This window comes from Azospirillum palustre (assembly GCF_002573965.1).
Classification (GTDB): Bacteria; Pseudomonadota; Alphaproteobacteria; order Azospirillales; family Azospirillaceae; genus Azospirillum; species Azospirillum palustre.
The window spans coordinates 147,036-160,178 of sequence record NZ_PDKW01000039.1 but is presented as its reverse complement, the minus strand read 5'-3'; the positions used below and the strand labels follow the sequence as shown (position 1 = coordinate 160,178).

General features: G+C 67.1%; 15 protein-coding genes and 3 tRNA genes. 7 read left to right on the top strand and 11 right to left on the bottom strand.

Going from position 1 to position 13,143, the window contains the following annotated elements:
• Positions 1-57 precede the first annotated feature (57 nt).
• Positions 58-312, top strand: a complete 255-nt coding sequence (locus CRT60_RS36405) for a hypothetical protein (protein ID WP_109048527.1) — start codon at positions 58-60, stop codon at positions 310-312.
• 88 nt (positions 313-400) lie between these two features.
• Positions 401-877 (top strand): thioredoxin TrxC, encoded by a 477-nt coding sequence (gene trxC / locus CRT60_RS06920; RefSeq protein ID WP_098735702.1) that lies wholly within the window; start codon positions 401-403, stop codon positions 875-877.
• Positions 878-898: 21 nt separating this feature from the next.
• Here the strand turns inward: trxC and CRT60_RS06915 are convergent, their stop codons facing one another.
• Together CRT60_RS06915 and CRT60_RS06910 are read right to left on the bottom strand one after the other, a co-directional pair.
• Complete coding sequence (locus tag CRT60_RS06915; RefSeq protein ID WP_098735701.1) at positions 899-2,962, bottom strand: methyl-accepting chemotaxis protein; 2,064 nt, start codon at positions 2,960-2,962, stop codon at positions 899-901.
• Between the two features lie 260 nt (positions 2,963-3,222).
• Positions 3,223-4,011, bottom strand: coding sequence for an SDR family NAD(P)-dependent oxidoreductase (locus tag CRT60_RS06910; protein WP_098735700.1), 789 nt, complete (start codon positions 4,009-4,011; stop codon positions 3,223-3,225).
• 190 nt (positions 4,012-4,201) lie between these two features.
• On the opposite strand from CRT60_RS06910, the gene CRT60_RS06905 reads away from it, so the two are divergent.
• Entirely contained in the window at positions 4,202-5,398 is a 1,197-nt protein-coding gene (locus tag CRT60_RS06905) for a THUMP domain-containing class I SAM-dependent RNA methyltransferase (RefSeq protein ID WP_098735699.1), read from the top strand.
• A gap of 91 nt (positions 5,399-5,489) precedes the next feature.
• Here CRT60_RS06905 and CRT60_RS06900 read toward each other — a convergent pair whose 3' ends face one another.
• The 7 genes from CRT60_RS06900 to CRT60_RS06870 all read right to left on the bottom strand — a co-directional run bounded on the left by CRT60_RS06900 (position 5,490) and on the right by CRT60_RS06870 (position 8,571).
• A complete protein-coding gene (locus CRT60_RS06900; RefSeq protein WP_098735698.1) occupies positions 5,490-6,275 on the bottom strand; it encodes a DUF1828 domain-containing protein in 786 nt (261 codons plus the stop codon).
• A 14-nt stretch (positions 6,276-6,289) separates the two neighbouring features.
• The gene (locus CRT60_RS35565) at positions 6,290-6,733 is read right to left on the bottom strand and encodes a hypothetical protein (protein ID WP_143273148.1); all 444 of its coding nucleotides are present in this window, start codon (positions 6,731-6,733) and stop codon (positions 6,290-6,292) included.
• Positions 6,734-6,875: 142 nt separating this feature from the next.
• Positions 6,876-6,951: transfer RNA gene (locus CRT60_RS06890), tRNA-Glu, on the bottom strand.
• A 46-nt stretch (positions 6,952-6,997) separates the two neighbouring features.
• Positions 6,998-7,073, bottom strand: a tRNA-Glu gene (locus tag CRT60_RS06885).
• A gap of 2 nt (positions 7,074-7,075) precedes the next feature.
• Positions 7,076-7,148 (bottom strand) — tRNA-Glu (locus CRT60_RS06880).
• Between the two features lie 55 nt (positions 7,149-7,203).
• Positions 7,204-8,226 carry a threonine aldolase family protein gene (locus CRT60_RS06875; RefSeq protein WP_098736238.1) on the bottom strand — a complete coding sequence of 341 codons (1,023 nt, stop codon included), beginning with the start codon at positions 8,224-8,226 and terminating at the stop codon, positions 7,204-7,206.
• A gap of 27 nt (positions 8,227-8,253) precedes the next feature.
• Positions 8,254-8,571, bottom strand: coding sequence for a hypothetical protein (locus CRT60_RS06870; protein WP_098735696.1), 318 nt, complete (start codon positions 8,569-8,571; stop codon positions 8,254-8,256).
• A 64-nt stretch (positions 8,572-8,635) separates the two neighbouring features.
• On the opposite strand from CRT60_RS06870, the gene CRT60_RS06865 reads away from it, so the two are divergent.
• The 4 genes from CRT60_RS06865 (at position 8,636) to CRT60_RS06850 (ending at position 12,407) form a co-directional block, all read left to right on the top strand.
• On the top strand, positions 8,636-9,694 hold the full coding sequence (locus CRT60_RS06865) for an RluA family pseudouridine synthase (protein WP_244592326.1): 1,059 nt from the start codon (positions 8,636-8,638) through the stop codon (positions 9,692-9,694).
• A gap of 161 nt (positions 9,695-9,855) precedes the next feature.
• On the top strand, positions 9,856-10,746 hold the full coding sequence (gene rpoH, locus CRT60_RS06860; protein WP_098735694.1) for an RNA polymerase sigma factor RpoH: 891 nt from the start codon (positions 9,856-9,858) through the stop codon (positions 10,744-10,746).
• A 37-nt stretch (positions 10,747-10,783) separates the two neighbouring features.
• Positions 10,784-11,314: a GNAT family N-acetyltransferase gene (locus CRT60_RS06855; RefSeq protein ID WP_098735693.1), complete on the top strand. Its 531-nt coding sequence runs from the start codon at positions 10,784-10,786 to the stop codon at positions 11,312-11,314.
• Positions 11,315-11,387: 73 nt separating this feature from the next.
• Positions 11,388-12,407 carry a MarR family winged helix-turn-helix transcriptional regulator gene (locus CRT60_RS06850; RefSeq protein WP_098736237.1) on the top strand — a complete coding sequence of 340 codons (1,020 nt, stop codon included), beginning with the start codon at positions 11,388-11,390 and terminating at the stop codon, positions 12,405-12,407.
• A gap of 7 nt (positions 12,408-12,414) precedes the next feature.
• On the opposite strand, the gene CRT60_RS06845 is transcribed toward CRT60_RS06850, so the two are convergent.
• Both CRT60_RS06845 and CRT60_RS06840 read right to left on the bottom strand, forming a co-directional pair.
• The gene (locus CRT60_RS06845) at positions 12,415-12,759 is read right to left on the bottom strand and encodes a gamma-glutamylcyclotransferase family protein (RefSeq protein WP_098735692.1); all 345 of its coding nucleotides are present in this window, start codon (positions 12,757-12,759) and stop codon (positions 12,415-12,417) included.
• Entirely contained in the window at positions 12,752-13,138 is a 387-nt protein-coding gene (locus CRT60_RS06840) for a bleomycin resistance protein (RefSeq protein ID WP_098735691.1), read from the bottom strand. The genes CRT60_RS06845 and CRT60_RS06840 overlap by 8 nt, the downstream gene beginning before the upstream one ends.
• Positions 13,139-13,143 lie beyond the last annotated feature (5 nt).

The window sequence follows — 13,143 nt, the reverse complement described above, 5'->3', positions numbered from 1 at the left end:
ACCACCGATCCGGCATATCCAAATAACGTGGATCAGCAAGATCGGTGGAGGATCGTCATGATCGGAGATCCGTTTCATCCAAAGAAGGCGACGATCTCTTTGCGCGTTGATCGCAGAGTCAAAGATGTCGCCAAGAATTACGCACGCCAGCGGCAGACGCCTTTGGCCGAGGTCATGCGCGACCTCTTGGCCCGCTACGTCGCCGAATGCGCGCGGGAGAATGCCCTGGCGTCCCCGGACCTGTTGAAGGACCGGCCGGCGCAATATGTGGATTTCGCAAAGCTGGAAGGCCTGATGGGCCGGCAGGAATAGGCGCGCCCGTCCACAGGGGGATCTTGAGCGGGCGGGTCCGCCCCCATACATCGACGGTGGAAACGCTGCCAGGGGAAGGAGCCCCGCCATGCCGCCCACCGCCAGTTCTTCCACAGGCGCCCAATCCGGCGCCGACAGCCTTCACGTCGCCTGCCCGCATTGCGACACGCTGAACCGCGTGCCTCCGGCCCGGCTCGGCGGCGGCAAATGCGGCCGCTGCGGCAAGGCGCTGTTCGAAGGAAAGCCGGTGGCGCTCGACGCCCGCCGCTTCGCCGCCCATGCCGAGCGTGGCGACCTGCCCCTGCTGATCGACTTCTGGGCCGACTGGTGCGGCCCCTGCCGCGCGATGGCGCCGGCCTTCGCCCAGGCCGCGGCCCAGCTCGAGCCGCAACTCCGCCTCGCCAAGATCGACACCGAGGCCTCGCCGGACCTCGCCGCCCGCTTCGGCATCCGCAGCATCCCGTCCCTGATCCTGGTCCATCGCGGCCGCGAGATCGCCCGCACCGCCGGCGCCATGCCGCTGCCGGCACTGGTGGCGTGGGCGAGGCAGGCGCTCGTCCGCTGAACCCGTCGCCCGGTGCGGGCGTTACGCCGCCCGCACCGTCGCGATGAAGGTTCCCACCTCCTTGCGCAGGCGCTCGGCCTCGACGGCCAGTTCCTGCGAGGTGCCGTGGACGCGGCCGGCGGCGTCGCCGGTCTCGTGCACCGCCGTGCTGACGCCGGCGATGTTGCTCGACACCTCCTCGGTGCCCTGGGCGGCCTGGGTCACGCTGGAGGCGATCTCGCGGGTGGCGGCGGCCTGTTCCTCGATGGCGGCGGCGATGGCGGTGGTGATCTCGCTCATGTGGCCGATGGTCTTGCCGATGCTGCCGATGGCCTTCTGGGCGCCGCCGGTGGTCTGCTGGATTTCCTGCACCTTGGTCTGGATCTCGTCGGTGGCCTTGGCGGTCTGGTTGGCCAGCGCCTTCACCTCGCTCGCCACCACGGCGAAGCCCTTGCCGGCCTCGCCGGCCCGCGCCGCCTCGATGGTGGCGTTCAGCGCCAAAAGGTTGGTCTGGGCGGCGATGCCGCTGATCAGTTCGACCACGGCGCCGATCTGCTCGGCGGCGGTGACCAGATCGCGCATGGTGCGGTCGGCGCCGGTGGCGTCGGCCACCGCCTGGGTGGCGATGCGGGTGGAGTTCTCCACCTGCTGGCCGATCTCGGAGATCGAGGCCGACAGCTCCTCCGTCGCGGTGGCGACGGTCTGCACATTGGCGGACGCCTGTTCGGAGGCCGAGGCGACGAGCAGCGAGCGCTCGCTCGCCTCATGCGCGGTGGCGGTCAGCTCCGTCGCGGCGTCGCGCATGCCGGTGGCGGCGTTGGCGACGGTGTCGACGATGCCCTTCACCGTCCGTTCGAAGGTGTCGGCCATCTGCATCATCGTCTGTCGGCGCTGGGCGGCGGCCTGCCGCTCGCTTTCCTCCTGCGCCTTGCGCATCCGCTCCATCTCCAGCGCGTTCGTCTTGAAGATCTGGAGCGCGCGGGCCAGCGCGCCGATCTCGTCGCGGCGGTCGTCGTCGGTGACGGTCACCGTCAGGTCGCCCTCGGCCAGCCGGCCCATTTCCCGCGTGATGTTGCCGAGCGGCCTGGTGATCGCCCGCGAGATCGCCCAGGCCAGCAGCAGGCCGAGCAGAACGGCGACCGCCGTGACGGCGGTGCCGCGCGCTTCCGCCGCCGACACCTCGGCGGCGGCGGTGACCTCCAGCTGCGCCAGGAAGCTGTTGGAATGGTCGCGGATCAGGCCGATCTTGTCGTTGATCTGCTTGCCGGCCTTGCCCAGCGTCTCGCCGTTCAGCGACTTCAGCTGGTCGCTCAGCACGGCGATGCGGTCGATGCCGGCGCCATAGGCCGGCAGCTTGGCGACCGCGTCCGACAGCTTGGCCTTGACCGGGCCGTCGGCGATGCCATCGCGCAAGCCGTTCGCCTTCCCCGTCAGGTCGCCCAGATCCTTGCGGATGCGTGCCAGATCCTCCGCCTTGGTTTCGGCGACGAAGCGGGCGACCAGCACGCGGACCAGCAGGAACTGTTCGCTGACGTCGGCGGCCCGCACCGTGCGGTCCAGATCGCCGCCATCCTTCTCCGCCTTGACGGTCTCGCTCAGCGTGCGGCGGATGTCGGCGCCCAGCGTGTTCACCACCGACGCGACGATGGAATCGCGCTCCGTCCGTGCGGCGACCAGCCGGTCGAAGCCGGCGGTCAGCGTCTGGTGCAGGGTGGCGATCTCCTGCGCCGCCTGACGGTCGCCGGCATCGGTCATCCGCGCCGTGGCCTCCTCCTGCTTCCGGCGGAACTTGTCCATTTCGCCGCGGAAGCGGTTGGCCACATCGCCGGATCCGCTGGAGACGAACTCCTCCGCCGCCCCCAGCGCATCGGCGATGTTGGTATCGGCCTCCGCCACCGCCATCGCGACGTGCGACTGCGCCGCATAGCGGCGGAGCGCGTCGTCGCTGGACCGCAAGCCGCTCCACGATACCGCCCCCAGCCCGACCAGAAGCGCCAGCGTGACGCCGAAGCCGGTGTAGATCTTGGTCGCAGTGCGCAGGTTGGCGAAGGGACCGGCCTTGGTCGGCCGGGCTGCGGTCTGCTGGCTGGGGCTGCGGGCGTTCATGACTGGGACCCTCGTCTTCTGATCCGGCTGCTCGTGACCCGGTTGTGGGTCCATCTCCGATCTTTCGGATGACCGGTTGTCGACGAGGTACTCTACAAGAACAATGCCAAAGCTCTCTTAACGCCGCGATGTTTTTTTATCCTGCGAAATCGCCGTTTCTCCAATGAAAGCCGTTCGCATCCTTCGCAATTTGCCAAAATCATTGAGATCGCTTTGCATTTTGCCAAAGCTCGACCTTCGCATTTGCGAAGTTTCGCCCATTAGTTATAGAACTGACCGCCATTCACCTCTATCGTCTGGCCGGTGATGTATCCGGCCAGCCGGTTCGACGCGAGGAACAGGTAGGCGCCGACGCAATCCTCCGCCGTGCCCAGCCGTTTCAGCGGAATGCGCACCGCGGTCTGCGCCAGCTTGTCGGCGGTCGAATAGCGCTGGTGGAAGTCGGTGTCGATGGTGCCGGGCGACACCGCGTTGACGCGGATGCCGTGCGGCGCCAGCTCCGTCGCCAGCGAGCGGGCGAGGCTGGCCTGGAAGGCCTTGGCGGCGCTGTAGAGCGACGAGCCGGCACTGCCCCCGGTGCGGCCGGAGATCGACCCGGTGTTGACGATGGCCCCCCTGGACGCGATCAGCGCCGGCAGGGCGCTGCGGCTGGCGACGACCGCCGAGGCGGCGTTCAGGTCGAACTGCTCCTGCAGGAAGCCGTCGTCGATGTCGGCCAGCGCCACCCGGCCCAGCATGGTGCCGGCATTGTTGACCAGCACGTCCAGCCCGCCCAGCCGGTCGATTGCCTGCTCCACCACCGCGCGGGTCTGCCCCTTGTCGGCGAAGTCGCCGGCCAGCCCGATCACGCCGTCTCCCATCGCCGCCGCCACCGCTTCCACCGCCGCTTGGTCGCGGCCATGGATGGCGACGCGGGCGCCGAGCTGGGCGAAGGCCGCCGCCACCGCCGCACCGATGCCGCGGCTGCTGCCGGTGACCAGCACCCGTTTGCCGCAGAACTCCTGCGCCAGCAGGTCGGCGGGCCAGTTGGCGGTCTCGGTGGTGGTCATGTCGAGGATCCTCCCCTGATGTCCGGCCCATCCGATGTTCGGAATCGCAAGCCGGCTTGATTGTTCGTGTTCCAATCCGATCATAGGGGCCGGCACTCCGGCGTCAACAGCCGGACTTCGCGCCAGCGACATCCGGCCGTTTTGCGAGAATCCTGTCGATGGAACCCGGCCCTTCGGGCTATGTAGTCGCATGAACACCGACCCGACCAGCCCCGCCCAGCCTTTCGAGATTTTCCTGGTGGCCGCCCCCGGCCTGGAACCCGTGCTGTGCGCGGAGGCCAGCGACCGCGGCTTCACCGATCCCACCATGGTGAAGGGCGGGGTGACGGTCACCGGCGGCTGGCCGGAGGTCTGGCGCGCCAATCTGGAGCTGCGCGGCGCCACCCGCGTTCTGGCGCGCATCGCCAGCTTCCGCGCCCTGCATCTGGCGCAGTTGGACAAGCGCGCCCGCCGCGTTCCCTGGGCTGAGATCCTGCGCGCCGACGTGCCGGTGCGGGTCGAGGCCTCCTGCAAGGCGTCCCGCATCTACCATGCCGGCGCCGCCGCCCAGCGCATCGAGCGCGCCATCGCCGAGGAACTCGGCGCCCCCATCGTCAAGGCAGCCCCCAAGAAGACCGGAAAGTCCGCCGACAAGGACGCTCCGGAAGACGATACGCGTGCCGTCCAGATCAAGGCGCGCATCGACGACGACCTCTGCACCATCAGCGTCGACAGCTCTGGCGAGTCGCTGCACAAGCGCGGCCACAAGGAGGTGGTCAACAAGGCGCCGATGCGCGAGACGCTGGCGGCCCTGTTCCTGCGCCAGTGCGGTTATGACGGGCGCGCGCCGGTCCCGGTGGTGGATCCGATGTGCGGGTCCGGCACCTTCGTCATCGAGGCCGCCGAGATCGCCGCCGGCCTGAAGCCCGGCCGCTCCCGCTCCTTCGCCTTCGAGCAGCTCGCCACTTTCGATCCCGCCCGCTGGCAGAGCCTGCGCGGCAGCACCGGCACGGCGACGCCGCCGCCGGTCCGCTTCTACGGCAGCGACCGCGATGCCGGCGCCATCACGATGAGCCGCGCCAATGCCGAGCGGGCCGGCGTCGGCGCCTGGACCGACTTCGCCCACCACGCCATCAGCGACCTGACCCCGCCGGAGGGTCCCGCCGGCCTCGTCATCGTCAACCCGCCCTACGGCGCCCGCATCGGCGAGGGCAAGTCCCTGATCCCGCTCTACCACGCCATGGGCCAGACGCTGAAAACCCGCTTCGCCGGCTGGCGCGTGGGCATCATCACCAACGAAGCCGCCCTGGCGAAGGCAACGGAACTGCCGTTCCAAGAGGGCGGAGTGTCGGTGTCGAACGGGGGGATCCGGGTGACGCTGTATCAGACGGGGGTGCTGGGGGAATAGGTTTGCCTTCAAAGCGCCTCAAGTTTCCAGCAAAGGAAACCCCGCATCCACAACTGCACGATCACTTTGGCTCCCCCGCCTCATTGATCGTTCAAGCGGCCAGCAGCAAATCACGCATTGCTTCCGGTTGGGAAATTGGAACGATCGTGGCGACTTCACGAATTCGCCCAATGTCTTCATCGCGGTAAAGCAGGCGCCGGTCATCGAGCGCCGCCACGCGTTGCCCCCGCCAATCTCTCAGATCATAACAGCGGGCAAATACATTCTCGGCACGCGCCTTGGCGACGCTTGTATGACTGCTTTCCGCCGGAAGAGTAAAAATCGCCGTCTCCAACCCCGACGAATGAACAAGAAAGTCGACAGGAACGATGACATCGCCCCTCCCAATTATCTTAGCGTTTTGCTCATAGTCCAATGAAACATCTTCAATTATGCTTTCAACTTCTTCTTGGAAGCTTCCTTGACTTGCAATTCTATGAGTGAAAATCAGGTCAGCCACTCGAATGCATGCCTGCCCCAATCGGATCACCCCTATCGCCAACTCCTGTGGTGTAACGTTGCAGGAAAGCACTCCCTTTGAATGCGCGATGCCATGCGTTTCCAAAATATCCAACGTCAAGCGCCTGCGCCGGGCTGAACGCAGAGGCCGAATGTCCATCTGGTCGAGCCAGAGGAATGTATTACCGAAGTCTGTTAAGGTCATCGGCATCACTTTCGACAACAGGCACGTCCGGTCTGCGATAAAAACGTCCACCGACGAGCCATCCGGATAGCGAAATGCAGTCGAAATCCGAATATGACCTTTTGGAAGCATGTCGATCTCCTCGACAAGCGGGCAGGATTTGAAGAAGTCCTTTACTTCGGTCAACTCCATCATCTTCCCAGCCCTCCTCACATTCCAGCCAAGTCGGGTGGCAGGATCAACGAGCCATCATGAACTATGTGGGCCATCCGGCAAAACGCGTCAAACACCTCTTTCAGGGAACGACCATCGAGGTCGCCGCGATCTACAACGTCCTGTTTCAGGTTATGCCGCGGACAATCCGGGTGATGCAGAGAGTGCTTGTGGCTTCTGCCTGCCGGCTTGTGGGGGCGGCTGTCGACCTCCAGCCTGCAGATCGGGCCGACGCCCGGAATTTTTACGTTTAAAGTCTTCGCCCCTGTTTCGGCGACCAACTGCACATTGAGGCGCGCTTCCACACCATCGGCATTGATGATCGGAATGTCCCGTGCTTCCCAGGCAACGGAAATTTCGCTGCGTCGTTCCAGACGGATGTCTCCGACGATCCGCTTTCCACGCATATCCCGAAGACGCTCGAATTCGGTGCGATCCATAGGAATCCTGTTTCGGCACATCCGTTCAGACGTGGACCAAGCCGAAAGAGGTACATCAAAAATGATGTTTGGACGACCGCTTTTATCGCATTTTCATGCGTAAAGATGTTTGCAAGGCAGCCGGGATTTTACGGCAGAGAAGTGGCGTCCCCGACGGGAGTCGAACCCGTGTCGCCGCCGTGAAAGGGCGGTGTCCTAGGCCTCTAGACGACGGGGACGTTGTACCTTCAAGCCCGCGCTCACAAAACTCATCCAGCGCGTGGATGGCGTCCCCAAGGGGAGTCGAACCCCTGTTACCGCCGTGAGAGGGCGGTGTCCTAGGCCTCTAGACGATGGGGACGGCGTCCCCAAGGGGAGTCGAACCCCTGTTACCGCCGTGAGAGGGCGGTGTCCTAGGCCTCTAGACGATGGGGACGTCATCGGCGTGGGCGGGTTTCTAACCAAGCCAGCCCCGCCGATCAAGCCTTTTCTTAGAGTCGGCGCAAAATATCCAGCAATCCGTCCACCACGGCCGCCGGCGTGTCGAACGCCGTCACGAACCGCGCCGTGCCGTCGTCCCAGCGGTAGAAGCCGTAGCCCGCCGCCTCCAGCGCCTCCGCATAGGCCGCCGGCAGGCGGACGAACAGCTCGTTGGCCTCCACCGGATGGGCCAGTTCGACGCCGGGCAGCGCCATCAGCCCGGCGGCCAGCCGGTCGGCCATGGCGTTGGCGTGGGCGGCCAGACGCAGCCACAGCCCGTCCTCCAGCCAGGCGTCGAGCTGCGCCGACAGGAAGCGCATCTTCGACACCAGATGGCCGCCGCGCTTGCGGCCGAAGCCGAAATCCTCGGCCATCGCCGGGTTGAAGAACACCACCGCCTCGGCGGCGAGGCAGCCGCCCTTGGTGCCGCCCAGCGTCAGCACGTCGACCCCGGCGCGCCACGTCACCTCGGCCGGCTTGCAGCCCAGCCGGGCGATGGCGTTGGCGAAGCGGGCGCCGTCCATATGCACGGCCATGCCGTTGGCATGGGCGGCCTCGACCAGCGCCTCGACCTCCGCCGGGGTATAGACGGTGCCGGCCTCCGTCGCCTGGGTCAGGCTGAGGGCGGCGGGCTGGACGCGGTGGACGACGCCGACGCCGGCCTTGGCGATGTGCCGCTGCACCGCGTCCGGCGTCAGCTTGCCGTGCGCGCCGGCCAGCGGGACCAGCTTGGCGCCGCCGGTGAAGAACTCCGGCGCGCCGCATTCGTCGATGGCGATGTGCGCCTCGTCATGGCACAGCACCGCGCCATAGGGCGGCACCAGCGCCGACAGCGCCAGCGAATTGGCCGCCGTGCCGGTGGCGACGGGGAAGACGGCGACCTCGGTCTCGAAGATCGCGCACAGCCGCTCGGTCACCCGCGCGGTCCAGGGATCGTTGCCATAGGGCGAGGCGGTGCCGGAGGACGCGGCGGCCAGCGCCGTCATCACCTGCGGGGCGGCACCGGCGACGTTGTCGCTGCGGAAATCATGCATCATCTGTGTCCGGATAGGGGGAAACGCTCACTTGCCGGCGGTAACCGTCGCGGTGACGGCGCCGTTGCGCGGGTCGATCAGATACAGGCGGTCCGGCCCCTGCGGCAGGGTCACCTTGAACAGGACGCGGTTGCCGGCCACCAGCATCTCGCCGATGCGGGCGCCGGCCGGAACGTCCAGCGTCACCTCGGCGGGGCGCTCGGCCGGAACGGGCGCCGGGGCGGTGGCGGTCAGCGAGGCGCGGTTGGGGTCCGACATCCGCTTGTACAGCTCCACCCCCAGAAAGGTGAAGCCGGCGAGGATGAGAACGCCCATGATGACGATGAGTGCCTTGAGGATCTGCACGGTTTGGGGTCCACTCCCGGACGATTGAAACAGGACGCGATGCGCGAAGCCGATGCCAGCCGATATGCCAGATGACCTGTCCGACGATTTGCCCGACGATTTGCTCGATGCGGACGACGACGCCGGCTCCCCCGCCGACACCGCCCCCCGGCTGCTCGCCTGCACCATCCCCGACGAGGCGGCGGGCCAGCGGCTGGACAAGGCGTTGGCAGCGGGCCTGCCGGACCTGTCGCGGTCGCGCGTGCAGGCCCTGCTGGAACAGGGCTGCGTGCGCGGCGACGGCCGGACGATAACGGACGCGTCCCTGAGGGTCAAACCCGGCCAGACCTTCGAGGTGCAGGTTCCCGGCGCGGAGGCCGCCGAACCGGTGGCGCAGGACATCCCGCTCGACGTGGTCTACGAGGATGCCGACGTGCTGGTGATCGACAAGCCGGCCGGCCTCGTGGTGCATCCCGCCGCCGGCAATCCCGACGGCACGCTGGTCAACGCCCTGCTGGCCCATTGCGGCGACAGCCTGTCCGGCATCGGCGGGGTGCGGCGGCCCGGCATCGTCCACCGGCTGGACAAGGACACCAGCGGCCTGATGGTGGTGGCCAAGAACGACCGCGCCCACCATGGCCTGTCGGACCAGTTCGCCGACCGCACGCTCAGCCGCACCTATCTGGCGCTGGTCTGGGGCGTGCCCAACCCGACCCACGGCCGGATCGAGGGCAACATCGGCCGCAGCAGCGCCGACCGCAAGAAGATGGCGGTGGTCACCGGCGGCGGGAAGCCGGCCGGAACCAAGTACCGGGTGGTGAAGAGCTTCGGCATGGCGGCCTCGCTGGTCGAATGCGTGCTGGAGACCGGGCGCACCCACCAGATCCGCGTCCACCTGACCCACATCGGCCATCCGCTGGTCGGCGATCCGCTCTATGGCCGCGGGCGGTCGGGGCGGCCGGGCGGCAAATTCGCCTCGCTGCTTCATGAGCCGGTGCGGTCCAGCCTTGTCGGGTTTCCGCGCCAGGCGCTGCATGCCGCGGCCCTGACCTTCCGTCATCCGGTTAGTGGCGAAATTGTGGCATTCCACTCCTCAATTCCGGCGGACATTCATGAACTAATTGTCACCCTTGAGTCGGTTTAAAACGGTACACCGGAAAATGTTTCTTGGTTAGACTCGGCGTCAATGGCGAGGTTCCTCCGCCCGCTCATTGCGAGGGGCCTATGGAACCCGCGCTGAAGAACGGCGGCGGCCCCTGAAATCCTTCGGATGGGAACGCCGGCTGGCAGGAAAGGGGTTTTACCATGGCGACGGCATCCAACCTTCCGGCGATCGGGTCCGAGAGCAATCTGTCCCGCTATCTCCAGGAGATCCGCAAGTTCCCGATGCTGGAGCCGCAGCAGGAATACATGCTGGCCAAGAGCTGGCAGCAGCATGAGGATTCCGGCGCCGCCCACCAGCTCGTCACCAGCCACCTGCGGCTGGTGGCCAAGATCGCCATGGGCTACCGCGGCTACGGCCTGCCGTTGTCGGAGCTGATCTCCGAAGGCAATGTCGGCATGATGCAGGCGGTGAAGCGGTTCGACCCCGACCGCGGCTTCCGGCTGGCGACCTACGCCATGTGGTGGATTCGCGCGGCGATCCAGGAATACATCCTGCACAGCTGGTCGCTGGTCAAGATGGGCACCACCGCCGCGCAGAAGAAGCTGTTCTTCAACCTGCGCCGGCTGAAGGGCCAGATGCAGGCCATCGAGGAGGGCGACCTGTCGCCCGAGCAGGTCCAGGCCATCGCCACCAAGCTGGACGTGCCGGAGCAGGACGTCGTCAACATGAACCGGCGGCTGGCCAGCCCCGACCATTCGCTGAACGCGCCCCTGCGGGCCGAGAGCGAGGGCGAATGGCAGGATTTCCTGGTCGACGAGACCGCCAGCCAGGAAATCACGCTGGCCGACCGCGAGGAGCTGGGCAAGCGCCGCAAGCTGCTGGCGAACGCCATGACCGCGCTCAACGACCGCGAACGCGACATCCTGACCGAACGCCGCCTGCGCGAGGCGCCGACGACGCTGGAGGACCTGTCGCAGAAATACGGCATCAGCCGCGAGCGCGTCCGCCAGATCGAGGTCCGCGCCTTCGAAAAGCTGCAAAAGGCGATCAAGGCCGCCGCGGTGGAGCAGAAGATGGAGAGCGAGGCGTAAGGCGGGACCGGACCGCAGACGGCTCGAGATACCGGAAATGCAGGTTACACAGGACACACAGGTCACGCTCGCGGTCGTCGAGCCGCACGACCTGCCGGCCTTCAAGGCCGACATGGAGGCCTCCTTCGCGGTCGCCGTCATCGAGGCGTTCGGCTCCCTTCCGGAGGGCTCCATCCCCTCCGGCGACGAACTCGACGAGTCGATGGGCGCGCCGGGCACCGAGCTTCTGCATATCCTGTGCAGGGACGAACGGGTCGGCGGCGCCGTCGTCGTGATCGACGAGGCGACGCACTGCAACTCCCTCGACCTCTTATTCCTGTCCCCGACGCAGCATGGCCGGGGATTGGGCTTCAAGGCCTGGGTGGCGATGGAGCGTCGCTATCCCCGGACGCGGGTCTGGCAGACGCACACCCCCTATTTCGAGAAGCGCAACATCCACTTCTACGTCAACAAGTGCGGCTTCAAGATCGTCGAGTTCTTCAGCGACCGCCACCCGGACCCGCATTCCCCCGGCCCTTCCGGCCTGCCCGGCGGCGGCGAAATGTTCCGCTTCGAAAAGATCATGTGAGACCGGCCTGACGCCTTTACAGCCGCCACCGGCCCGGACATAGTTGCACGATACAACCATGTCCGGAACCGCCATGGCTGCCCAGCCCTCCGTCTCCGCCCCCCTCGCCAACAGGGATGCCGTCCTGCCGATCCGCGACGCGTCGCGCCGGATCGTGCGCGAACTCGGCTTCATGAAGCCGACCCTTGCGGGAACGGAGCTGCCGGCTTCGGCGGTGCATGCGCTGATCGAGATCGGCAACCGCGGCGGCCTGACCGCGACGGACCTGTGCGACCGGCTGAATCTGGAGAAATCGAGCGTCAGCCGGATGCTGCGCAAGCTCATCGACGGCGGGGATCTGGCGGAGGAAAACAGCGATACGGATGGACGGGCGAAACGGCTCACCCTGACCGCCCAGGGGAGGCGGACGCTGGCCGCCATCGACGCCTTCGCCCATGAACAGGTCGGCGGCGCCCTGGCCTGCCTGCCTGCCGCCGACCATGCCATGGTGGTGGAGGGGCTGCGGCTGTACGCGGATGCCCTGCATGCCCGCCGGGCCACACCGGGCAACGAATCGAAGGCGGCGGCTCCCCTGGCGGTGCGCCCGGCCTTGCGCATCGAACCTGGCTACCAGCCCGGACTGATTGGCCGGGCCGTGGATATGCATGCGCAGTTCTATGCGCGCGCCCATGGCTTCGGCGCCGTCTTCGAAAGCAGGGTCGCCGCCGGGCTGGCGGAATTCCTGCCGCGGCTCGACCGCCCCTGCAACGCCGTGTGGACGGCGCTGGACGGCGACCGCATCGTCGGCACCATCGCCATCGACGGCGAGGACCTGTCCGGCCCCGCGCCAGCTCCCCGCATTGCCCATCTGCGCTGGTTCATCGTCGAGGATGGGCGGCGCGGCGGTGGGCTGGGCCGGCGGCTGCTCGATGAAGCGGTGGCCTTCGCCGACCGCGCCGGCTTCGCCGAAACCCGGCTCTGGACCTTCCGCGGGCTGGACGCCGCCCGGCGCCTCTATGAAGCCGCCGGCTTCGTCCTTGCCGCCGAATCGCCGGGCAGCCAGTGGGGCACCGAGGTGACCGAGCAATCCTTCGTCAGGCCCCGCCAGACCTGACGCCCCCTCACGCCTTCACATAGACCCAGGCATCCGCCCCCGACCGCAGCCGGACCATGACACGCCTGTAATCCGCGACCTCGTAGGAATCGGCAGCGGCCAGTTCTTGCCTGGTAACCTCGAACAGGGTCCCGGCGACCTCGTCGGCCGGATCGCCGCTTTCACTGACCACGGGGTGGAAGCGCTTGCCGCTGGTGCGGATCACCTCGGGATCGGTGATCTCCAGCATGTCGCAGCGATAGCCCGGCATGGCGTCCGCCCGCCCGGCGAGCAGCCGGCCGAAGGACGCCAGTTGCACATTCTCCTGCTGCAAAGTGCCGTAGGAGAACAGAAGGACTCCATCGTCAGCCATCGACGCCCCTCCCCGCTTCCGAGCCGACCCGCAGCAGGTTGCCGTCGGGATCGATGTGGGCGAACTCCCGCAGGCCATAGGGCGTGTCGGACACCGCCGTCAGCCGGCCGCCGGCGTTTGCCGCCGTCCACGCCGCGTGCAGGGCGTCGGCGTCGCTGACATAGAGATAGCAGGCGACGACCGAGCGTTCGGGATCGAGGTCCGGAACGCGGGTCAGATGCAGGCCGACCCCGCTCCAATCGAGGAAGCCGTAGACGGGATCCGCGGCGGCCTCGTCATAGGCGGTCACCGTGAAGCCGAGGCTCCAGTAGTGGGCGAGTGCCGCACGCACGTCGCGCACCGGCAGGATCGGCGCCACACGGTTGAACTGGACAGTCATCTTAT

Coding starts and splice junctions, on each gene's coding strand:
- CRT60_RS06845 (WP_098735692.1), bottom strand. CDS start 12,759: ATGGCTGACGATGGAGTCCTTCTGTTCTCCTACGGCACTTTGCAGCAG.
- CRT60_RS06915 (WP_098735701.1), bottom strand. CDS start 2,962: ATGAACGCCCGCAGCCCCAGCCAGCAGACCGCAGCCCGGCCGACCAAG.
- CRT60_RS06900 (WP_098735698.1), bottom strand. CDS start 6,275: ATGATGGAGTTGACCGAAGTAAAGGACTTCTTCAAATCCTGCCCGCTT.
- CRT60_RS36405 (WP_109048527.1), top strand. CDS start 58: ATGATCGGAGATCCGTTTCATCCAAAGAAGGCGACGATCTCTTTGCGC.
- CRT60_RS06855 (WP_098735693.1), top strand. CDS start 10,784: ATGCAGGTTACACAGGACACACAGGTCACGCTCGCGGTCGTCGAGCCG.
- CRT60_RS06865 (WP_244592326.1), top strand. CDS start 8,636: ATGCCAGATGACCTGTCCGACGATTTGCCCGACGATTTGCTCGATGCG.
- CRT60_RS06905 (WP_098735699.1), top strand. CDS start 4,202: ATGAACACCGACCCGACCAGCCCCGCCCAGCCTTTCGAGATTTTCCTG.
- CRT60_RS06910 (WP_098735700.1), bottom strand. CDS start 4,011: ATGACCACCACCGAGACCGCCAACTGGCCCGCCGACCTGCTGGCGCAG.
- trxC (WP_098735702.1), top strand. CDS start 401: ATGCCGCCCACCGCCAGTTCTTCCACAGGCGCCCAATCCGGCGCCGAC.
- CRT60_RS06875 (WP_098736238.1), bottom strand. CDS start 8,226: ATGCATGATTTCCGCAGCGACAACGTCGCCGGTGCCGCCCCGCAGGTG.
- CRT60_RS06840 (WP_098735691.1), bottom strand. CDS start 13,138: ATGACTGTCCAGTTCAACCGTGTGGCGCCGATCCTGCCGGTGCGCGAC.
- CRT60_RS35565 (WP_143273148.1), bottom strand. CDS start 6,733: ATGGATCGCACCGAATTCGAGCGTCTTCGGGATATGCGTGGAAAGCGG.
- CRT60_RS06850 (WP_098736237.1), top strand. CDS start 11,388: ATGGCTGCCCAGCCCTCCGTCTCCGCCCCCCTCGCCAACAGGGATGCC.
- rpoH (WP_098735694.1), top strand. CDS start 9,856: ATGGCGACGGCATCCAACCTTCCGGCGATCGGGTCCGAGAGCAATCTG.